General features: G+C 53.5%; 18 protein-coding genes. 15 read left to right on the top strand and 3 right to left on the bottom strand.

Features of this window, described 5'->3' with window-relative positions; translation table 11 throughout:
* Positions 1-6 precede the first annotated feature (6 nt).
* The 3 genes from ACFQ0F_RS06605 to der are packed head-to-tail and all read left to right on the top strand — an operon-like array spanning position 7 to position 3277.
* Positions 7-690, top strand: a complete 684-nt coding sequence (locus ACFQ0F_RS06605; RefSeq protein WP_379070422.1) for a YfgM family protein — start codon at positions 7-9, stop codon at positions 688-690.
* Between the two features lies 1 nt (position 691).
* Complete coding sequence (bamB, locus tag ACFQ0F_RS06600) at positions 692-1840, top strand: outer membrane protein assembly factor BamB (protein WP_340674894.1); 1149 nt, start codon at positions 692-694, stop codon at positions 1838-1840.
* A 33-nt stretch (positions 1841-1873) separates the two neighbouring features.
* A complete protein-coding gene (der, locus tag ACFQ0F_RS06595) occupies positions 1874-3277 on the top strand; it encodes a ribosome biogenesis GTPase Der (protein ID WP_340674895.1) in 1404 nt (467 codons plus the stop codon).
* 69 nt (positions 3278-3346) lie between these two features.
* Here der and ACFQ0F_RS06590 read toward each other — a convergent pair whose 3' ends face one another.
* Together ACFQ0F_RS06590 and xseA are read right to left on the bottom strand one after the other, a co-directional pair.
* Positions 3347-4474 (bottom strand): M23 family metallopeptidase, encoded by a 1128-nt coding sequence (locus ACFQ0F_RS06590; RefSeq protein WP_340674896.1) that lies wholly within the window; start codon positions 4472-4474, stop codon positions 3347-3349.
* Entirely contained in the window at positions 4471-5835 is a 1365-nt protein-coding gene (gene xseA / locus ACFQ0F_RS06585; protein WP_379070417.1) for an exodeoxyribonuclease VII large subunit, read from the bottom strand. The genes ACFQ0F_RS06590 and xseA overlap by 4 nt, the downstream gene beginning before the upstream one ends.
* A 198-nt stretch (positions 5836-6033) precedes the next feature.
* Here xseA and guaB point away from each other — a divergent pair, with 198 nt between their 5' ends.
* The 4 genes from guaB (at position 6034) to ACFQ0F_RS06565 (ending at position 10879) form a co-directional block, all read left to right on the top strand.
* On the top strand, positions 6034-7500 hold the full coding sequence (guaB, locus tag ACFQ0F_RS06580) for an IMP dehydrogenase (protein ID WP_340674898.1): 1467 nt from the start codon (positions 6034-6036) through the stop codon (positions 7498-7500).
* On the top strand, positions 7497-9137 hold the full coding sequence (guaA, locus tag ACFQ0F_RS06575; protein ID WP_379070414.1) for a glutamine-hydrolyzing GMP synthase: 1641 nt from the start codon (positions 7497-7499) through the stop codon (positions 9135-9137). The genes guaB and guaA overlap by 4 nt, the downstream gene beginning before the upstream one ends.
* 69 nt (positions 9138-9206) lie before the next feature.
* The gene (locus ACFQ0F_RS06570) at positions 9207-10202 is read left to right on the top strand and encodes an Lnb N-terminal periplasmic domain-containing protein (protein ID WP_379070411.1); all 996 of its coding nucleotides are present in this window, start codon (positions 9207-9209) and stop codon (positions 10200-10202) included.
* A 353-nt stretch (positions 10203-10555) separates the two neighbouring features.
* Positions 10556-10879 (top strand): hypothetical protein, encoded by a 324-nt coding sequence (locus ACFQ0F_RS06565; protein ID WP_379070408.1) that lies wholly within the window; start codon positions 10556-10558, stop codon positions 10877-10879.
* Position 10880: 1 nt separating this feature from the next.
* Here ACFQ0F_RS06565 and ACFQ0F_RS06560 read toward each other — a convergent pair whose 3' ends face one another.
* A complete protein-coding gene (locus ACFQ0F_RS06560; protein ID WP_379070405.1) occupies positions 10881-11054 on the bottom strand; it encodes a hypothetical protein in 174 nt (57 codons plus the stop codon).
* Between the two features lie 215 nt (positions 11055-11269).
* Between ACFQ0F_RS06560 and ACFQ0F_RS06555 the strand changes: the two genes are divergently transcribed.
* The 8 genes from ACFQ0F_RS06555 (at position 11270) to wecB (ending at position 21004) form a co-directional block, all read left to right on the top strand.
* Positions 11270-11812 (top strand): nucleoside deaminase, encoded by a 543-nt coding sequence (locus ACFQ0F_RS06555; protein WP_379072125.1) that lies wholly within the window; start codon positions 11270-11272, stop codon positions 11810-11812.
* Positions 11813-11969: 157 nt separating this feature from the next.
* Positions 11970-12191, top strand: coding sequence for a hypothetical protein (locus ACFQ0F_RS06550; protein ID WP_379070402.1), 222 nt, complete (start codon positions 11970-11972; stop codon positions 12189-12191).
* Between the two features lie 75 nt (positions 12192-12266).
* Positions 12267-13640 carry a YjbF family lipoprotein gene (locus ACFQ0F_RS06545; RefSeq protein WP_379070399.1) on the top strand — a complete coding sequence of 458 codons (1374 nt, stop codon included), beginning with the start codon at positions 12267-12269 and terminating at the stop codon, positions 13638-13640.
* On the top strand, positions 13637-15964 hold the full coding sequence (locus ACFQ0F_RS06540; protein WP_379070396.1) for a YjbH domain-containing protein: 2328 nt from the start codon (positions 13637-13639) through the stop codon (positions 15962-15964). The genes ACFQ0F_RS06545 and ACFQ0F_RS06540 overlap by 4 nt, the downstream gene beginning before the upstream one ends.
* A 118-nt stretch (positions 15965-16082) precedes the next feature.
* The gene (locus tag ACFQ0F_RS06535) at positions 16083-17204 is read left to right on the top strand and encodes a polysaccharide biosynthesis/export family protein (RefSeq protein ID WP_379070393.1); all 1122 of its coding nucleotides are present in this window, start codon (positions 16083-16085) and stop codon (positions 17202-17204) included.
* The gene (locus tag ACFQ0F_RS06530) at positions 17204-17632 is read left to right on the top strand and encodes a low molecular weight protein-tyrosine-phosphatase (RefSeq protein WP_379070391.1); all 429 of its coding nucleotides are present in this window, start codon (positions 17204-17206) and stop codon (positions 17630-17632) included. Before ACFQ0F_RS06535 ends, ACFQ0F_RS06530 begins: the two co-directional genes overlap by 1 nt.
* Before the next feature lie 48 nt (positions 17633-17680).
* Positions 17681-19861, top strand: coding sequence for a polysaccharide biosynthesis tyrosine autokinase (locus ACFQ0F_RS06525; protein WP_379070388.1), 2181 nt, complete (start codon positions 17681-17683; stop codon positions 19859-19861).
* Between the two features lie 18 nt (positions 19862-19879).
* Positions 19880-21004, top strand: a complete 1125-nt coding sequence (gene wecB, locus ACFQ0F_RS06520) for a non-hydrolyzing UDP-N-acetylglucosamine 2-epimerase (protein WP_379072122.1) — start codon at positions 19880-19882, stop codon at positions 21002-21004.
* Positions 21005-21058 lie beyond the last annotated feature (54 nt).

Here is a 21058-nt window from a genome sequence, read left to right as displayed (position 1 = left end):
ACTGGTGTGGCTTACGAAGATGATGAAGTCGTTGAAAATTTAAAAAACTGGTGGCAAAAAAATGGCACTGCGTTGATGTTTGCTGTCGCCGTTGGCCTATTCAGTTTTGCTGGCTGGCGCTATTGGCAAACCACTAGCGTCGAGGCCGCCACGCAAGCACAAAGCTTGCAACAGCAAATGCAAATTGACGTGCAGCGCCTGAGCACCAACCCCAACGATAAAGATATCTTGGCGGAAGTGCAGCGCCTCGGCGATCAGCTCATGAAAGACTATAGCCGCACACCTTATGCGCAAGATGCCGCGTTACTGCTGGCGAAAGTCGCTGTTGAGGCGAATGACTTACCGAAGGCTATTACTCTGCTGAAGGGTGTGATTGCTGATAGCAGCGATAACACAGAAGTTGCCTTGGCACAGTCACGCTTGGCACGAGTGCAGGCCGCTAAAGGCGATTTCGCCGATGCTCTGAGCACACTGAGTGAGATCAAAGAGGCTTCGTTGGCACCGGTCGTCAATGAAATCCGCGGCGATATATTTATGCAGCAAAATAAAGTGGAAGATGCTAAAGCTGCTTATCAAGCCGCCGATGCCGCGCTTGCTGCACGTGATGAATCTCGCCCTTTACTTGAGCTTAAGCTTGCTGATGTTGGTCTAGAGCCAGCCGCACGCACCGCCACCGATTTGGAGCATTAAGATGATGCGGCGTATCGTTGGTCTTGGCTTGCCAGCCACCTGTTTGCTACTGGCAGCCTGCAGCAGCAACCCTTCACGCGAAGGTGTCGCGCCGCTTCCTGAGCTACCCAGCAACTCCGTCACGCTCGATGACCGTTGGTCAGTCAATGTCGGCGACGGCAACGATGGCGAAGTGGTTCAACTTGAGCCAGCCGTGAAAGCGCCGGCAGTTTATGCCGCTAGTCGCGATGGCATCATTCGCTCAGTAGGGCGCGCATCTGGCTCCGTGCGTTGGACGCGCGACCTCGACGTTGGCATCACCGGTGGCGTTGGCCTTGGCGATGATGTCTTGGCGGTAGGCACCGAACAGTCCGACTTGCTCCTGCTGAATAGCAAAGATGGCACAACCATTTGGACCGCAAAGCTGGGCTCGGCATTATTGTCCTTGCCGCGTTTGACACAAAAAGATGTCATCGTGCAAACCTTAGATGGCCGCATCCAAGTTTTTAATATCAGTGATGGCAAACTCCGCTGGCAGTTCGATACGCCAGTACCGCCACTGTCATTGCGTGGTAATGCCGCGCCAATCGTCAGCGGCGACAAGCTCTATGCCGTTAGCGGCCAAGGCGATTTGTATCAGCTCGACCTCAAATCTGGCTTGCCCATATGGCAAACACGCGTTACCAATTCGCGCGGCCGTGGCGAAATTGAGCGCCTGATGGACATCGACGGTGATCTCGTGCTCGATAATAACGGCACGCTCTACACCGCCGGCTTCCAGTCTCAGCTCACAGCAACCGATACCGTTGCCGTGCGCCGCCGCTGGCAAATCAACGTTTCCACCTCGCAAAGTGTTGGCCTTGATGGCGCCCATGTTTATGCTGTCGATAACGATGGCACTATGGCAGCGATAAATCGCATCACCGGCGAGCTGGTATGGAAGCAAGATGGCCTAAAAGGGCGTAAACTCTTGTCCCCCGTGATTTGGCGTGGCCTAGTCGTTGTTGGCGACAGTGATGGCTATCTGCATTTGTTCAGTCCGGTGGATGGCAAACCACGTGGCCGCGAGCGTGCGTCCAGAGACCCGCTCATGAGCGTGGTGGTTGACGCCCCGCAACTGCTTACTTTAACCACGAAAGGCAAACTCCGCGCTTGGGATGTAAAACCCTAAGCGCGCCGCGCCCGACCTTGTGAAGACTTAAATATGAAACCTGTTATTGCCCTGGTCGGGCGTCCGAATGTCGGCAAATCGACCCTGTTTAACCAGCTCACGAAAAGCCGCGACGCTCTTGTTGCCGACTTGCCCGGGCTTACTCGCGACCGTAAATACGGTGACGCCTGCATCGAAAACAAATCTTTTATCGTCATCGACACTGGCGGTATTGGTGAGTCCGATCTGGGCATTGACGCGCCTATGGCTGAGCAATCGCAGCAAGCCATTATGGAAGCCGACATCGTTCTATTTTTGGTTGATGCGCGCGCGGGCCTAATGCCAGCGGATGTGCAGATTGCTGATCAACTGCGCATGCGCGGTAAGCCAATTCATCTCATTGTTAACAAGATCGACGGCCTGCAAGAAGAAGTCGGCATGGCAGAGTTTCATCGCCTAGGTCTTGGCGAGACGCATGCTATTGCGGCCAGCCACGGTCGTGGCGTGACCTTGATGATGGAACGCATTCTGGCCGAATTCCCTGAAGATGAACCCTTCGAGGAAGATCCAGAAGGTGGCATTCGCATCGCCATCATTGGCCGTCCGAACGTGGGTAAATCGACGCTGGTTAACCGTTTATTGGGTGAAGAGCGTGTGGTGGTTTATGACATGCCTGGCACTACGCGCGACAGTATTTATATTCCCTTCGAGCGCCAAGGCCAGCGCTATACGCTGATCGACACCGCCGGTGTGCGGCGCCGTGGTCGCGTTGATGAGACCGTAGAAAAGTTCTCGGTGATCAAAACGCTGCAAGCGGTGAAAGATGCCAACGTAGTCGTCATGGTCATGGACGCCCATGAAAGCATCGTTGATCAAGACTTAAACTTGCTCGGTTTTGTGTTGGAAACTGGTCGCGCGCTGGTGATTGCCATCAACAAATGGGATGGCATGACCGAGTATGAAAAGCTGACCTTACGCAATGCCATGCAGCATCGTTTTGACTTTATTCCCTATGTGAAAATCCACCTGATTTCAGCCAAGTTTGGCACCGCAGTCGGTGATTTATACCCATCGATTCAGCGTGCTTATGAATCGGCTATGATTCGCGTGCCGACCAATCGCCTAACCACATTGCTTGAAGATGCGGTGCAGCAACACCAGCCGCCATTGGTGGGCGGTCGCCGCATTAAGCTGCGCTATTGCCATATGGGTGGTCACAATCCGCCGCTGTTTATTATCCACGGCAACCAAACTGAATCGGTGCCGGCGGTGTATAAGCGCTATCTAGAAAACATCTTCCGTAAAATCTTGAAGCTCTCTGGCACACCCGTGCGCATCGAGTTCAAAACCAGTGAAAACCCGTTTAAAGATCGAGTGAATAGGCTCACCGATGGCCAAGCTGAGCGCCGCCGTCGCTTTGTGCAGACGCACAAAAAGGCTGCGAAAAAGCGCAAATAATCTATCGTTTGATGCATATAAAAATGGCCACGTAATGTGGCCATTTTTGTTTCTGCGTGTCGTGAAAGGTTATTTCGCTGGGCTGTCTTCGGCTAGCAGTAGGCGGGGATCGATGCGCTGATCATTGAGGCTGACGGTCCAGTGCAAATGCGGGCCAGTAGCTCGGCCAGTGGCGCCAACTTTACCTACGGGGTCGCCAGCTTTTAATTTTTGGCCAGCCTGCACCAAGACTTTGTCGAAATGGCAGAGCATGGAGAACACGCCTTGGCCGTGATCAATAATCGCGGTGCGGCCATTGAAAAAGTAATCGCCGACAAGTGCCACCGTACCATCAGCTGGGCTGCGAGCAATTGCGCCTTTAGGTGCGGCAATGTCTATGCCCATATGTGGGTTGCGTGGTTCATCGTTAAAGAAGCGCTTGAAGCCGAATGGGCTACTTAAGCGACCAGTAATCGGCCATTGAAACTTTGGCCATTGGGCATCGGCATGAACTGAGGTGGTAAACACGCGATAGGCGGCTTTTTGCTCGGCGGCTTCACGGCTAAAGCGTGCGAGTTGGTCAGGGTCTGGATGGACGTATTTAGTTTCTTTAATTGTCAGGCGCTGTTCGGGATAGTCACCGGCAGTCACGGTGAAACTCATTAATGCTTCGCCAGTGGGTGTGCCGGTCAATGCTTGCACGCCGGTTGCTTCTAGGCCTGCACCAATAACGGCAACGCGTGGGCCATTGGTAGTTAAACGGCCGACCCAGACTGGATTGCCTTGATAATAAAGCGGGCCTTCGCTAGCGGGTGTGGTGAGCGTGCTCAGGTCGAGTACGACGAGGCCGCCGTTTATGGCAGCAACGCGAGGCAGTTTGGCGACGGGGTTCTTTTCAATAGTCGACGGTGCGGCGGCGTTCGCCGCATCGGATTCTGCATTAGCTGAGGTAGCGGTCTTATTGCTCACGGTGCTAGCTGGAGTAGCGGTAGTAAGTTTAGATGCGCTGGCTGCGGCAGCAGCTGGCGATTCTTCTGCCCAAGCAGATGGCACAAAATCGACAAATACGCTCAAGCCAATGAGTACGCCACAAGCCCAACGCAGGGCATGAAGCTTGCCATCGCGAGGATGATCTTCGCGATCGTGAACATCGCTAAAGCGTTCAATTTCCGCATTGGCGGGTGTGGGGCGGGCAGTGTGTGAAGCAAAAAACATCATGGTGATTCCTTAACAGTCAGCACTCGGGCGCTGACTTCTCCATCGTGTAGTCGTGCGGTAATGACGCTATCGACGGCTGTCGCGTTGACCGAACGTAGTAATTGACCTTGATCATCGCTCACTAATGCGTAGCCACGGCCGAGTACAGCCAGCGGGCTCACCGAATGTGCGCGCTGACTGAGGTGTTGTAGCCATTGTCTGCGTTGCTGCAAATGGCGCTGCGTGGCGTTTTGCAAACGCTGCTGCCATTGCGCGATGGCGGCGCGGTAAGCATCTAAGCGCCGCGCAGGATGTTGTGCATGCAGACGAGCATCAATGCGCTGCAATTGCTGGCGCTGTTGCGAAAGCATAAAACGCAGCTGGCGTTGCAGACGCAGTTCCAATGTATCGAGGCGTTGACGTTGGTCTTGCAGCAAGCGCTCGGGGCTGCGCAAACGCACTCGCACAGCCTGTAGGCGTTGGCGCTGTAGCTGCAATAAGCGGCTCATGGCGGCATGACTACGGCGAGCCAACTGTGTGATATCACTGCCGAGTTGCATCTGATCTTGACTGACTAACTCAGCCGCTGCCGATGGTGTTGGCGCTCGCACATCGACAACAAAATCGGCAATGGTGAAATCGATTTCGTGCCCAACACCGCTAACCACGGGGATGGGCATGTCGGCGAGCGCTCGCACCACGGCTTCATCGTTAAAAGCCCAAAGATCTTCGAGTGAGCCACCGCCACGCGCCACGATGAGCACATCGATGGGCGGTAGATTCTCAGGTGGCGAGGCCAGCCATTCTTGCAGTTGGGTGAGGGCAGTGACGATAGCCGCTGGCGCTTCCGTGCCTTGTACCGGCACCGGCAAAATGCTCACGGCTAGGCCTGGTGCGCGGCGTTTGAGTACCTGCACAATATCGCGCACGGCCGCGCCGCTAGGAGAGGTAAGCACCGCGACGCCACGTGGGTGTGCGGGCAGGGCGCGTTTGCGCTCGGGCGAAAATAGACCTTCGGCAGCAAGGCGCGACTTGAGCATCTCGAAGGCTTGTTGCAGCGCACCACGACCAGCATCTTCGAGGTGCTCAACAATGAGCTGATAGTCACCGCGCGGCGCATACAGGCTGACCTTGGCTCGCACTAATACTTGTTGGCCGTTGCTTGGTGGTGTTTGTAGTTTTGCCGCCGTACGTGCACCACGAAACATCGCCGCGCGCACTTGGGCGTGCTCATCTTTTAGCGTGAAATATAAATGGCCAGAGCTGGGCGCCGACATATTGGAGATTTCGCCACGCAGCCAAACGCGGCCGTAGTTGAACTCGAGGAGTTCGCGTACGCTGCCATTGAGTTGGCTGATCGAAAGTACGGTTGGTGTATTCATGTCTGTGATTTTGCCACAGGCCACAGATAGTTGCGCGGGGTGGCATCCATGCCTCGTAGGTCCGACTCAGGGCCATCACCCCGCGCGCATATCATCATCGCTAAAGATTTCTACTGACGGAAAGCGTAAAAAGGCCTAGAATGTGCGGCTATCTTTATCCGCTGGCCTGTGTTCTCAGGCACGCCAAGGAGTAGCTCTATGCTCGAAATCGCCCTAGATGCGCTCACATTTGATGATGTGTTGCTGCTGCCCGATTACTCCACCGTATTGCCCAAAGACGTGTGTTTAAAGACGCGCCTGACTCGCAAAATATTCTTGAGTATGCCCTTAGTGTCTGCTGCCATGGACACTGTTACCGAAGCACGCATGGCAATTGCCATGGCGCAAGAAGGTGGCATCGGCATTTTGCACAAAAACATGGATATCGCCGCGCAGGCCGCTGAAGTGCGCCGTGTGAAGAAGTTTGAAGCCGGTGTAGTGCAAGACCCAGTTACCGTGAGCCCTAAAACCACGGTCGGTGAACTCATCGAAATCACCAAGGCGCATCGCATTTCCGGCGTACCGGTCATGCAGGGCGACGAAGTTGTGGGCATTGTCACTAGCCGCGATTTACGTTTCGAAACGCGCATGGACTTGCCAGTCTCCGCCATCATGACGCCGCAAGCAAAACTGGTGACAGTGCGTGAAGGCGAGTCGCATGAGCGCATTAAAGAGTTGCTGCATGAGCACCGCATCGAAAAAGTGCTGGTGATCGACGACGACTTCCATCTCAAAGGCCTAATCACCGTCAACGATTTCCAAAAATCTGAACGCTTCCCTAGCGCCAGTAAAGACGATCAAGGTCGCTTGCTCGTTGGCGCAGCAGTGGGCACCGGTGCCGAAACACCAGCTCGCGTGGAAGCACTGATCGAAGCTGGCGTTGATGTCATCGTGGTCGACACCGCCCATGGCCATAGTGCCGGCGTGATCGAGCGCGTGCGCTGGATCAAGCAAAAGTATCCAAATATGCAAGTTATCGGCGGCAATATCGCCACTGGCGAAGCGGCGAAAGCCTTGCTAGAGGCTGGTGCAGATGCCGTGAAAGTGGGTATCGGCCCCGGCTCGATTTGCACCACGCGCATCGTCGCCGGCATCGGCGTGCCGCAAATTTCGGCTATCGATTCCGTCGCCCGCGCGCTTAATGACGAAATCCCTCTGATTGCCGATGGTGGTATTCGCTACTCTGGCGACATCGCTAAAGCTATCGCCGCCGGCGCTAGCAGCATCATGGTTGGTTCACTGCTGGCTGGCACTGAAGAGGCGCCAGGCGAAGTCGAGTTATTCCAAGGCCGCTATTACAAAGCTTACCGTGGCATGGGTTCGCTCGGCGCCATGGCGCAAACTGGCGGCGGCTCAGCCGATCGCTACTTCCAAGATGCTTCTGCTGGCGTAGAAAAATTGGTACCCGAAGGCATCGAAGGTCGCGTTGCTTATAAAGGCCCAATGAGCGGCATTATTCATCAAATGATGGGCGGCTTGCGCTCGTCGATGGGCTATACCGGCTCAGCCGACATCGCCACTGCGCGCACCAAGCCAAAGTTCATCAAGATTTCGGCCGCCGGCATGAAAGAATCGCATGTGCACGACGTCACCATCACCAAAGAAGCGCCGAATTACCGTTTATGAAAACTATGACTCAAGATATTCACGCCCACCGCCTGCTGATTCTCGATTTCGGCTCGCAATATAGCCAGCTCATTGCCCGCCGCGTGCGCGAGCTTGGTGTCTATTGCGAGATGCGCGCGTTCGATATGAGCGACGACGAAATTCGCGAATTCAACCCGAAGGGCATCATCTTGAGTGGCGGCCCGGAAACGGTCACGGTCGAAGGTTCGCCACGTGCGCCTGAATTAGTCTTTACGTTAGGTGTGCCGGTATTAGGTATTTGCTACGGCATGCAAACCATGGCGCAGCAACTCGGCGGCGAAGTGCAAAGCTCGCCGGTGCATGAGTTTGGTTACGCCGAAGTCACTGTAGTGCCAGACGCCGCACAAGCCGCCAATAACAGCGCCGACACCAGCCGTGATGCCTTATTTGGAAAGCTTGCCGACCGTGTAGATGCCTCAGGCAACTCAGTACTGGATGTCTGGATGTCGCACGGCGACAAAGTGGTCGAGTTGGCTCCAGGCTTCCGCATTACCGCTGCCACGCCTAGCTGCCCCATCGCCGCCATGGCCGATGAAGCGCGCGACTTTTACGGCCTGCAATTTCACCCTGAAGTCACGCACACGGCACAGGGCGGTGCGCTGCTGCAGCGTTTTGTCCATGATATTTGCCAAACCCAATCGCTATGGACGCCGGAAAATATCGCCGAAGACGCGATTGCCCGCGTACAAGCTCAAGTCGGCAACGACCAAGTTTTACTCGGCTTGTCCGGTGGCGTCGACTCATCTGTAGTCGCGGCGCTGCTGCACAAAGCCATCGGCGACCAGCTTACCTGTGTCTTTGTTGATAACGGCTTATTGCGCAAAAACGAAGGCGATCAAGTCATGGCCATGTTTGCGCAAAACATGGGCATTAAAGTCATTCGCGTCGATGCCGAAGATGAATTTTTGAATGGCCTCGCCGGAGTTTCTGACCCCGAAGCTAAGCGCAAAGTCATTGGCAAAACCTTCATCGATATTTTCGATTGCGAAGCCACCAAACTGGCGACCTCTCCAGAGCATCCAGTGAAGTGGCTGGCGCAAGGCACGATTTATCCCGACGTGATCGAGTCGGCCGCGAGCAAAACCGGCAAAGCGCATGTGATCAAATCCCACCACAACGTGGGCGGTTTGCCTGAGCATATGGCCATGCAGCTGGTGGAGCCGCTGCGCGAATTATTCAAAGATGAAGTGCGCAAACTCGGCGTCGCCCTCGGTCTGCCCGAAGACATGGTCTATCGCCACCCATTCCCCGGCCCCGGCTTGGGCGTGCGCATCCTCGGCGAAGTGAAAAAAGAATATGCCGACCTGCTGCGCGAAGCCGATGCCATCTTCATTGAGGAGCTGCGCCGCTTCGGCTGGTACACGAAAACTTCGCAAGCATTCGTGGTGTTCTTGCCGGTGAAATCTGTCGGCGTTGTTGGCGATGCCCGCCGCTACGCCTGGGTTGTTTCCTTGCGCGCTGTTGAAACCATCGACTTTATGACCGCACGCTGGGCACATCTGCCATACGATCTGCTAGAGAAGGTGTCGAATCGCATCATCAATGAGATTAGCGGCATTTCCCGTGTGGCCTATGATGTGTCGAGCAAGCCGCCGGCGACTATTGAATGGGAATAGTTTGAGTTTTTTGCGTTAAGGTTGGTTTGATTCTCTCGGCTTTTTGACGAACTCATCAGGGTCATCAACGTGCGCGCACTCATTATCTCTTGTTCGTTAATAGCAATTATCCTCGTGGCGGCAGCGCTGTGGTGGCGCAGCATCACGCCATCAAATGACCGCGATTGGGCGCCAGATGTTGCGCGCATGACCACTGGTTCGCTGAGCTTAGCGACTCATTCAGGCAAACGATCGACTATCGAGACAAGCTCTACTGCGCCTGTTGCTAGCGATGCCACCGAACTAGTCACGCTGCACAATGTGCGCAACTTCACTTGGCGCTCGGAAACCGACATCGATGAGCGTTGGGAAACCCGCCATTATGATCTCGCGCAACTCAGTTCAGTTGACCTCATCGTGTCCTATTGGACCATTGCCGCCATTGCCCACACACTCGTGTCATTCGGCTTCGATGATGGTCGTCACGTGGTCTTTTCGGTGGAAATTCGCAAAGAAAAAGGCGAAGAATTCTCTGAAATTGGCGGCTTTCTCAAACGCTTCGAGCTCAGTGTCGTGGCCGCCGACGAGCGCGACATCATTGGCGTACGCAGCAAAGTGCGTGACGAAAAAGTATTTCTATTTCGCACCCAGCTCAACGCCGCCGACCGACGCGCGCTATTTCTCGCCTATATAGAAGAGGCCAATACGCTCGCCGCCACTCCGCGCTTCTACCACACGCTCACCGCCAACTGCACCACCATCGTGTTCGGCATGATGCAGCGCATCATCGGCGATCTGCCCTGGGATTATCGTCTACTCGCCTCGGGTTATTTACCCAATTACGTTTATGACCTTGGCGGGCTTGATACTCGCTACGACTTCGCCACGCTTGAACGCATGGGTTATGTTAGCCGCCGCGTAAATGCTGCGCTTTCAGATGCAGCGGCTGCTGATGCAAAAGGTGATGCCAGCGCTGACGCTGGTGTCGAAGCTGGTGCGGTAGCTAATCGAGCGACGGAAGCGGCCGAGATTGAGTTTTCACGGGCTATTCGTGTTGGCATTCCAAAGTTGTCTGGCAAAAACTAAAGCCTATAGCTTGGGCCGGGGTTCGTGATGGCTCCGGGGGGGATATGCCGTTTTTCTCCTTTTTTCAAATGGCTAGTTTTATTAGGCATTCAGCGGGAGGAGCGCTTAATAAAACTAGCCATTTGAAAAATACTTTATTTAGCACTATCCCCCGCGACGGGTTTAGGCATCATCCTGGCAACCCGTGTTCAGCAAAAGTGGTAATGAGAGTCTATCTTTGATTATGCAGCCCATTGTCATAGCGAACTCAAGTCATGCAAAAGCCAGCATTATCCTGAACGCAGCAGTTAGCGCTGAAGAAAACGCCACAGCGGAAGCCATCACCAAACCATCTTAGTGTGGAAAATCCGGCGGTGGATGACTACTCCATGGAGGCGTTAGGGCGGCGGCTTCGGATTGCGCGCATTCGGCGAAATCTGGCGATTTGGGAGGTTGCGCTGGTGACGGGGTTTAATCGGAATACGATTTCGGCGCTGGAGCATGGTCATGCGGGCACGTCGATGGCGGTTTTGTGGGCGGTGTTGACGTTTTTTAAGCAGCAAGAAATTATGGCGAGTATTGCCGATCCGGATAAAGATGATTACGGCAAATGTCTGGAGGAGTGGATGCGTTCTGGGCGCTCAAGGCCCATCGTTAAGCCATATACACGGTCATCGCGACCGTTGTTGGATTGGTAAATTAGGTGGCGAGTGGGTTTTGAGTGGGCTGAAATAGCTCTTCAATCGGCTTTTGATGCATGGTGTCAAAATCATCTGGAACAGAAGTGTGACCAATTAAAAAGCCGAGGCGCTTCGTGCTATCAGGCTGTTTTGGTAATGCTTCTACTGCAATAGATTTGTTTGGCTCGTCCATTTTGAGACCTCGATTGCGCAACATTTAGAAGGCTAGTGTGCCTTTGGCTGTGCGGCGTGGCAACAAAGTCATTAGACTTCGTTTGCGCTGCTATGTTGTTGCAGCAAAGCTAAGCAGACGTAAGCACAAAAGGTGATGAAGTGTCGCAGCAGTCTCATAATCAGCAGTGTCAGGATCAGCAATCCAAAGGTCAGCAGCGTGAAGACGAGTTTTTCATGCGCATGGCGTTAGCGCAGGCGGAAGAGGCGGCGGGGCTCGGTGAGGTGCCTGTGGGGGCGGTGCTAGTTTTTGCGACTTCTAAGGCAGAGGCTCAGGTCAGTGAGGCAGAGTTCGCCGAGACCACAGCAATCAGCGAAGCCTCGCAAATCAGCGATGAAGCCGAGTGGGCGGCGCGGGTGATTGCGCGGGGGCATAATTGCCCGATCAAGAGCCACGATCCTACGGCGCATGCGGAGATTGAGGCGATTCGGCAGGCGGCGCGTGAAACGAGCAATTATCGGCTGGATGGCGCGACGCTGTATGTGACGTTGGAGCCGTGCACGATGTGCGTGGGGGCGATGGTGCATGCGCGGGTGCGGCGGGTGGTGTTTGCTGCGAGTGAGCCGAAGGCGGGGGCGCTAAAAAGTGCGCGGGCGCTGATGGATGCGGAGCAGAGCGGTTATTTTAATCATCGTTTTGAGTGGCAAGGTGGCGTGTTAGAGAATGAGGCATCCACCATGCTGAGTGCGTTTTTTAAGCAAAGGCGCTTGAAGCTCTAACGTGCAATATGGGCTGGCTCAAGCATTATTAAGTGCAAGATTAATGCGCAAATTGAAGCCCTAAACCCGACATTTGCTCAGAAAACGCGCGTTGACTGCGGCGCTTCAAGTCCGTAAAGTATGGCGGGTACAGAATTACAACTACTGAGGATTACTCATGAAGAAATTAGCCGCTGTTTTAATCATGGGCGCTATGGCTGGCGTATCGTTTGCTAACCCTGCTCCTGCTGGCGCTGCTGCTGGTGCTGGTGCTGCCGGTGTTGCTACAGGCGTTAGCGTTGCTGTTACTGTTGCCACTGTTGCCGCCGTTGCTGGTGTTGCTGCAGCTGTTGCAAACAGCAACAACGATTCGAACACCACTACAAACACCAATCCTTAAGATTCGTGTTTGAAGAAAAAAGGCCCCGCACGGGGTCTTTTTTTCGCGTGATTTAGCGAAATAAGCAGGGCTGCTATGCATAAACTTGTCGGATTTGCCTGTGTTGTCGCGGTGTCACTAGCCGGCTGCGCCACAAGTGCGCAATTTGGCCCTGCTGTCGAAACTTTTAAGGCGCTTTTCAGCAAGCCTGCCGATGTCACGCTCACGGCAGAAGAGCTCGCCAACTATCCCTATGCGGCGCAATACATACGTGTTGCTGAAAACCCGCGCGCGACCATTGTGTTGGCACAGCAGCAGGGCGGCATCGATTATTACGCCAGCTCTGAGGGTCGTTTGATCAGCCTTAAGCAAGGCCGCCTAATTGGCACCGACGGTTTTAGTACCGACGCCGCTTTCGTGGATGCATTGCCGGCGCCGCAAGCGGCCATCGATGCCGAAAAGCCGGTGTGCTGGCGATCGAGCTGGCGTGCTTGGGGTGAGTTGCAGGCCGGACACTATTTATTGACCGGATGTTTGCAGCCAGTGCAACGAGTAGAGCCAGCTAGCACAGTAAGCGAAGCTGATACCGCAAGCAGCGAAGCCGCAGAGCCAGCATTAACCATCGTTAAAGAAGATGTGCGCTCGCCAATCACTGGTCATCGCTACAGCAACTGGTATTGGCTCGATGCCGACAATAACGTGGTGAAATCGGAGCAGCAGCTGGGGCCATTGCTGCCGCGCTGGTCATTCGAAACCATACGCCGCGCCGCCGTTCAGCCTGAGCCGCAAGCGGTAAAACTGCCAGAAACTTATCAAGCGAGTGTGCCTAAAGGCGCAACTCTGAATGACTTATTACAATCGCTATTGGCGCAGCCGAACATTGACTGGGCCAATAGTGTGATTTACAGCACCGATCGCGAAGCTGAGCTAAACCAGCAGCGTGATGCAGTAGTTAAAAATCTAGAAGCGTTTGCCGCGTATTGGCAGGGCGAGAAATATTACGGCGTGGCCGCAACGGCAAACGCCTTGGCGAAAGACATGAGTGGCTGGCGCATGGCCGACCGTGTGCCAACGGCGGTGCATCCTGCGCGCTTGCTGATTTCGCCGCGACACAATCTAGCCCTGCGCGGCAGGCATTACGTTATCGAAGCTAATGGCATCACGCACCGCGTGGACGTGGCGGGCGCTATTCATCGCGCGAAATTGAATTTCTCGGCTGGCGGGCCATTACGGCAGTTGCGCGACACGCCGCTGTGGCGTCCGGGTGCCGATGAAGACATGATTTATCGCTTCCCGCGCGCTGGTAAGCCGGTGAAAGTAAGCATTACGCAGGGCTTGAGCGATAGCTTGGTGCTGCCGGGTGAGCGCTTTTTTGTGCCATTTAAAGCTAGTTGGTTGCACGGGCCGTTTGCCGATCTCAATGAGCAATTGTTGGCGGTATTTGCGCATCGCGTAGGAGAGGCAAAGTGAAGGTGTATTTTAGTGCGCTTGCCGTTACTGCCACGTTATTCACTGGCTTAGTCCACGCTGAAGAGGCGGTGTCACCAACGCCAGCACAAAACAGTGAGCCAGCAGCTGCCGAAGCCGAACAAGCACCAATTCATGAAGCTAAACCAGCTGGTGGCCTAAGCGCCAGCGAACTAGTGGCTGGCACCAGTTCGCCATTGCCACTATTTCCGTCATCGCCACCGCCCATCTATAACGACTTCGGCAGCCCGGGCTATTTGCAAATGCCGAGTGCGCGCATGGCACCCGATGGCGAAGTGGCATTGACCCTGAACAAAGTTGACCCCTACCTGCGCTACAACCTCAATGTGCAGATGCTGCCGTGGCTCGATGCCACCTTGCGCTATGTGCAAGACAGCAGCCGTACTTTGTTTACTGGTAAAGATTTCGTCGATAAAGGCGTGGATTTACGCTTTCGCCTGCTCGAAGAAACCGAGGTTCTTCCGGCGGTAGCGCTGGGTTTGCGAGATCTCGCCGGTACTGGTCTATTCAATGGCGAATTTCTCGTGGCCTCAAAGCGCTTAGGTGATTTTGACTTCACGGCGGGCTTAGGCTGGGGCAATTTAGGCGAACGAGATCGCCTAAAGAATCCATTTTGCACGGCTGCCGACCATTTCTGTACGCGCCCGAAAACCACGTCAGGTAAGGGTGGCCAGATCGAGTTTAAGAAATTCTTCACCGGCCCCATGAGCCCAATTGCTGGTGTGTCGTGGCAAACGCCGTGGCAGCCGCTGATCTTGCTCGCCGAAGCCGACGGCAACGACTACAGCAATGAGAGCAACCCGTCGGCCTTTGAGTCCGGCTCACCGTTTAACTTTGGTGCGCAGCTGCGCGTGAACCCAAATGTGGCGCTGCGCATGGGTTTTGAGCGCGGCAATACCGTGATGTTTGGCGTGGCCATCCACGGCAACCTGAATACCTTGCGTCAGGCGAAAAAAGTAGACCCTATTACTCCTGTGATGCCGACGCCAGAGGCGGTAATGCCCGTAGTAGCGGCGAATGAGCTAAGCGCAAGCAATGAAACGGGCGCTGTAGCAAGCAACGAGACAGACAACGAAGTCGCCAGCGAGCAAAACACTGCTGCCAACCCCGACTGGGTTGCTTTATCTAAACGTCTTCAGCGAGAGGCTGGCTACGAAGTCGAACAAATTGCCATCTCAGACGACACGCTGCAGCTGCGTGCTGAGCAAACGCGCTACCGCGACGCGCTAGTAGGTCATGAACGTGCTATGCGCGTGTTGCAAGCCACAGTGCCGGCGCCTATCCAGCATTTTGAGCTGATAGACACCGTGCATGGCCTAGGCCAAGTCATGGTGGCGGTCGATCGTGATGAACTAGTGGATGCGCTAACGCCTAGCGACATGCAGCCCGCCCTTGAGGATGTGCTAAGCCGCGAAGTGCCAAAAGACCTGAGCAATGCAACGGCTGAAAACAGCGTAAACAGCGTCGAAACCATCACCCCAGAACAAAGCCCATGGTCAACAACCCTAACGCCATATCTCCAGCAAGGTTTCGGTGGGGTCGACTCCATCTACACTTACGACATCGGTGGTCGCGCTGAGTTGGCTTGGGCAAAAGAGCAAACGCTGGCACAAGCCACTGTATTGGCCTCTTTGCTCAACAACTACACCGACTTCACGCAGCTCAACCCTGGCTTCACCACTTTGCCGCCGGTGCGCACGCGCATTCGTGAATACCTAGACCAGCCCATCCGACTGGAAGCTTTGCAGCTCACGCAATTTGGCGAGATTGGTAACGACTGGCAGGCGCAGGGCTACGGCGGTTATTTAGAGCTAATGTTTGTTGGTGTTGGTGGCGAAGTGCTGTACCGCCCACTCAATAGCACCTGGGGTGTGGGTGTGGATGTGAACGTGGTGCGCCAGCGCGACCCCGCGAGCGAGCTGGGTTTGCTTGACTACCAAGTCGAGACTGGGCACGTCACGCTTTACAAAGATCTGCCCAATTTTTACAACTTTAGGGTTAAACTCTCGGCCGGCCGTTACCTAGCAGGCGATGTAGGCAGCACAGTTGATATTTCGCGCGAATTCGCCTCGGGCGTGGTGGTTGGCGGTTATTTTGCCAAAACCAATGTCTCGACTGAGGAGTTTGGCGAAGGCAGCTTTAACAAAGGTTTTTACCTGCAAGTGCCACTAGACCTGCTCACCATCGGTCATACGAAATCTAAAGCTAGCTTAGGCTTTAATCCAATTCAGCGCGACGGCGGGCAAAAGCTTAGCCGTCGCAACAATTTGTGGTCTATCAGTGAACTGCGTGGGCCACGTCGGTAACGGTAAAACACACAATCAGCGCCGCAATAGGCGCTGAGCGCATTCATCACGTCGCAAGGGTTAGCGTACAACCTTGTGGCGGTAGCGTGTCTCATGAGTTAACACGAAGGTATTTGGCATGAAAAAAACCATCCACATGGCGGCGGCTATCCTCGCCGTAAGCGTCATTACTAGCGGTTGCGTGTTTGCGCCTGGGCAAAACCTATTGCCGAAAAGCTCCAGCCAAGGCGGTGGCGACGAGCCCGGTGTGGAAGTGGTGGTGCGGCCTATTACTGGCGATGTGATTGCCGAGCAAAACAGCGGTGAGCGCGTGGCGCAGCTGCAAGACACACTAGAAGAGCTGAGCGGCTTTAAGCCAGAGGCCTACCGCATTGGCGCTGGCGACGTGCTCAGCATTACCGTGTGGGACCACCCTGAGCTAACGGCTCCTGCCGGCACCGTGATCAACAATATCGAAGCTAATGGCCGTGTGATTCGTGATGATGGCACCTTCTTCTACCCTTACGCAGGCACCATACAAGCGGCTAACAAAACAGTCGATGAAGTACGCAGCCTATTAACCAGCCGCTTAACTAAATTCATTGCAAGCCCACAGATCGACGTGGCGGTAACACGCTACGGCAGCCAAAAAGTGTACTTAGTTGGTGCCTTCCAAAAAGCTTCGGCCTTGCCGGTGACCACAGTGCCATTGTCATTGCCCGACGCGCTTGGCCAAGCCGGTATCGACCTGCTCAACGCTGATCTATCGAGCTTGACGCTGCGCCGCGACGACATTACCTACGACCTAGACCTAGACGCTATCAACCGTGCGGGATTTACGGCAGCAAACGTCATGCTGAAAGACGGTGACCAATTACAGCTGCCTTACGCCGACCGCAAAAAGGTCTACGTAATGGGTGAGGTGACTCGTCCACAAGCCGTGCGCTTTAAATTGGCTAGCATCAGCTTGGCCGATGCCCTGCTAGAAGCTAACGGCCTGAACCAGAACACTTCGAAAGGCTCGTCTGTCTATGTCTTACGCGACCGCGCAGGCACCGATGCGAATTGGCGTGTGGTGGATGTCTATTCGCTAGACTCCAGCTCACCTGAGAGTCTAGTGCTGGCGGACAAGTTTGCCTTGCAGGCAGGCGACATGGTGTATGTGGGCAGCGCGGGCATCACCCGTTGGAACCGCGTCATCAGCCAGCTCTTCCCATCGGCTAGCCTGCTAAACACAGCGACTGACATTAAAAACAACTAATGTTTGATCGCATCCTAGTGGTGTGCATCGGCAATATTTGCCGCAGCCCCATGGCCGAGCAGCTGCTCAAAATCGAGCTGCCTCAAAAAGCCATTAGTTCGGCAGGCTTGGGCGCTTTGGTTAATGCGCTAGCAGATGACCATGCACAAGTATTAATGACTGAGCTTGGCCACGACATCAGCCAACATCGAGGGCGTCAGATCAACGCTGAGCTCATCAGCCAAGCAGATATCATCCTCGTGATGACGCAGAAGCAAGAAACCTTACTAACTCAGCAATACCCACAAGCCCGTGGCCGAGTCTATCGGCTCGGGCATTGGGACAAGCAAGACATCGCTGATCCCTATCAAAAGCCGCGTGAAGCCTTCGAGCTAGCGCTGCAGCATATTCAAACCGGCATTGCTTCCTGGCTGCCCAAACTGCGCTAAGCGCGCAGACACTCCTCTTAAGATCTAGCAACATACGGCACTCTATCTATGAACACTCCTACAAATTACACCCCTCCTGTGCAAACTCAAGATGCCGGTGATGACGAAATTGACCTGCGCGACCTTATTGGTAGCGTAGTAGAAGGGCGCTGGTGGGTAGCTGGCATAACGGCAGCGGCATTGAGCGTGGGTGTGCTCTACGCGCTGGTAGCAACGCCGATCTATCAAGTAAACGCCCTAGTGCAAGTCGAAGACAGTAAAGCTGGTGGCTTAGGTGCTGTAGCCGATGAGTTAGGCGGTCTGTTTGAAACCAAAACGCAGGCCGCGACTGAGATTGAGTTGATTCGCTCACGCATGGTGTTGGGTAAGTCGGTTGAAGACCTGCATTTAGACATCGTCGCGCAGCCTAAGTACTTTCCCGTTATTGGCAAAATGTTTGCTGGCAGCGAGCTACGTAACATTAGTGTGACTCGTTTTGATGTGCCAACAGCTCTACAAGGCGAAGCCTTTGAGTTGATCGTGCAAGCTGATGGTAAATTTCAGCTGATAGGCCCAGAAGGTGAGGCCTTAGGGGTTGGTGAGGTGAACAAGGCCTTTAACGCTAGTTGGCAAGGCGAACGCATTGGTTTGTTTGTGCGCGATTTAGTGAGTCCGATTGGCCAGTCATTTACGCTGATTAAGCAAAACCAGCTACAAGCGATTGCGCAAATTGAAAGCAGCTTAAGTGCTAGTGAGCAGGGCAAGCAAACCGGCATGATTAACCTGACTTATAAAGGCCCTAGTGCCGATAAAGCCAGCCAAATACTGAATCAAGTCACCAATAACTATGTGCGCCAAAACGTTGAGCGGAAATCTGCTGAAGCTCAGCAAACACTGCAGTTTTTAGACGACCAGCTACCTGAGATTAAGAAGCAGCTGGAAGCCGCTGAAGTGCGCTTTAACGAATACCGCATGCGCACTGGCTCTATCGACATTAGTAAAGAAGGTGAATTACTGCTGCAGCAAAGTGTGGTGGCGGAAACTGGCTTGCTAGAGCTGCAGCAAAAGCGCAAAGAATTGCTCGGGCGCTTCACCTCTGAGCACCCTTCAGTGCAAGTGTTAGATAAGCAGATAGGGGCTATGCAATCGCAGCGCGGCCAATTTACCGGCCAAGTAGACAAGTTGCCGAAAACTCAACAAGAGCTGCTGCGCCTAACGCGCGACTTGCAAGTGAGCCAAGAGCTGTACACACAGTTGCTGAATAACGCACAGCAACTGAAAGTGGTGCGTGCGGGTACCGTGGGTAATGTGCGCATCATCGACTTTGCACAGCCTACCTTGCGCCCGATAGCGCCGAAGAAATCATTGATTGTGGTGCTGGCATTATTGCTAGGCGGCATGATGGGCGTTGGTTTTGTGCTGCTGCGGCAAGCGCTGCGCAGCGGCGTGAAGGATGCTGCACAAATTGAAGCGAAAACAGGTGTGTCGGTTCTGGCAACGGTGCCAGCTAGTGATGCACAAGAGAAATTAGTTAAAAAGCTGCAAAAGAAAGGTGGCAGCTTGGCGGTATTGGCGCACTACGAGCCTAACGACTTAGCCATTGAGTCGCTGCGCAGCTTGCGCACTAGCTTGCACTTTGCCTTGGTAGATGCCTCGAACAACTTGTTGATGATTAGCGGCCCCGGCCCAGCCGTGGGTAAGTCATTTTTGAGTGTGAACATGGCTGCACTGCTAGCAAGCACGGGCGAGCGTGTGTTGCTGATAGACGCAGACATGCGCCGTGGTTATTTAAATGAGTATTTTGGCGCTGAGCGCAAACATGGTTTGTCGGAGTTGATTGCACAGGACCTAGAGGCGAGCTCTGTGGTTCGTGCGACTGGCCTAGAGAATTTCGACTATGTGGCAACCGGTGAGCTACCACCTAACCCTGCCGAGTTATTGCTGCACCCACGCTTTGAACAATTTTTGAAAGACATGGAAGCGAAATATGACCGTGTCATCATCGACAGCCCACCGGTGATGGCAGTAACGGATGCCGCCATTGTTGGACGGCACGCAGGTGCTACGTTGTTGGTTGCACGCTTTAATCAAACTCAGATGCGTGAGATTGAGTTGTCGTTGAAGCGCTTAGGACAGGCCGGTGTGAGCGTGAAGGGCGTGTTGCTGAACCGCGTAACGGCAGCGGCTGGGGGTTATGGTTACGGTTATAAATATGCGTATGCGTATAAATATGATCAGCGTAAAGAGTAAGGATTGATTACAAGGACAATAAAAGTGAAAGTATTGACAGTTTTTGGTACTCGTCCAGAAGCCATTAAAATGGCTCCTCTTGTACATGCCTTGGCTAAAGATAGCCGCTTTAACGCTAAAGTATGCGTAACGGCACAACACCGTGAAATGTTAGACCAAGTGCTTGAGCTTTTTAAAATTACCCCTGAATACGATTTAAACTTAATGAAAGTAGGGCAAACGCTGCCAGAAGTTACAAGCCGTATTTTGCAAGAGCTAACACCAGTACTTAAAGAGTTTAAACCAGATGTAGTACTTGTTCATGGCGACACGGCAACAACGTTTGCAGCAAGTTTAGCAGCTTATTATGAGCAAATAGCAGTTGGCCACGTTGAAGCTGGCTTGCGCACAGGTAATATTTATTCGCCATGGCCTGAAGAAGGTAACCGTAAATTAACGGGCGCTTTAACTAAGTTCCATTTTGCTCCAACGGATACATCTAAAGCGAATCTTTTAAAAGAAAACTATGCAGATGAAAATATCTTTGTAACGGGTAATACGGTTATTGATGCGTTATTACTTGTAAAGCGACAAATAGAAGATGACGCAGAGCTAAGTAATGCATTAGCTGCGCAATTCCCAATGCTTGATGAAAGTAAAAAGCTTATTTTAGTAACAGGTCATCGTCGAGAAAGTTTTGGCGGTGGCTTTGAGCGAATTTGTGAAGCGTTAGCGCAAACAGCCAAAGCTCACCCTGATACGCAAATACTTTACCCTGTCCATTTAAACCCTAATGTACAAGAGCCAGTAAAAAGAATTTTGAAGAATTTAGATAACGTACATCTAATAGAGCCACAACAGTACTTACCATTTGTGTATTTAATGAACCGTTCACTCATTATTTTGACTGACTCAGGTGGCATACAAGAAGAAGCACCAAGCCTAGGAAAGCCTGTACTGGTAATGCGCGATACAACAGAGCGCCCAGAGGCGGTAGACGCAGGTACAGTAAAATTAGTTGGTACTGATGTAACAAAAATCACTTCAGCGCTAAATGAGCTATTAACCAATGATGCTGCATATAAAATAATGAGTCGTGCCCATAACCCTTACGGTGACGGCCAAGCATGTCAGCGCATTTGCGATATATTAGCAAAAAACTAATGAGTAGCAGCGATTTTATATCACGTTTTACATTGAAAAAATATAGTGGAAAGC

It is taken from the genome of Paraperlucidibaca wandonensis (assembly GCF_042677145.1).
Lineage (GTDB): Bacteria > Pseudomonadota > Gammaproteobacteria > Pseudomonadales > Moraxellaceae > Perlucidibaca > Perlucidibaca wandonensis.
This window is presented reverse-complemented; position numbering and strand designations above follow the sequence as displayed.

Coding starts and splice junctions, on each gene's coding strand:
- bamB (WP_340674894.1), top strand. CDS start 692: ATGATGCGGCGTATCGTTGGTCTTGGCTTGCCAGCCACCTGTTTGCTA.
- der (WP_340674895.1), top strand. CDS start 1,874: ATGAAACCTGTTATTGCCCTGGTCGGGCGTCCGAATGTCGGCAAATCG.
- ACFQ0F_RS06590 (WP_340674896.1), bottom strand. CDS start 4,474: ATGATGTTTTTTGCTTCACACACTGCCCGCCCCACACCCGCCAATGCG.
- xseA (WP_379070417.1), bottom strand. CDS start 5,835: ATGAATACACCAACCGTACTTTCGATCAGCCAACTCAATGGCAGCGTA.
- guaB (WP_340674898.1), top strand. CDS start 6,034: ATGCTCGAAATCGCCCTAGATGCGCTCACATTTGATGATGTGTTGCTG.
- guaA (WP_379070414.1), top strand. CDS start 7,497: ATGAAAACTATGACTCAAGATATTCACGCCCACCGCCTGCTGATTCTC.
- ACFQ0F_RS06560 (WP_379070405.1), bottom strand. CDS start 11,054: ATGGACGAGCCAAACAAATCTATTGCAGTAGAAGCATTACCAAAACAG.
- ACFQ0F_RS06555 (WP_379072125.1), top strand. CDS start 11,270: ATGCGCATGGCGTTAGCGCAGGCGGAAGAGGCGGCGGGGCTCGGTGAG.
- ACFQ0F_RS06550 (WP_379070402.1), top strand. CDS start 11,970: ATGAAGAAATTAGCCGCTGTTTTAATCATGGGCGCTATGGCTGGCGTA.
- ACFQ0F_RS06545 (WP_379070399.1), top strand. CDS start 12,267: ATGCATAAACTTGTCGGATTTGCCTGTGTTGTCGCGGTGTCACTAGCC.
- ACFQ0F_RS06535 (WP_379070393.1), top strand. CDS start 16,083: ATGAAAAAAACCATCCACATGGCGGCGGCTATCCTCGCCGTAAGCGTC.
- ACFQ0F_RS06530 (WP_379070391.1), top strand. CDS start 17,204: ATGTTTGATCGCATCCTAGTGGTGTGCATCGGCAATATTTGCCGCAGC.
- ACFQ0F_RS06525 (WP_379070388.1), top strand. CDS start 17,681: ATGAACACTCCTACAAATTACACCCCTCCTGTGCAAACTCAAGATGCC.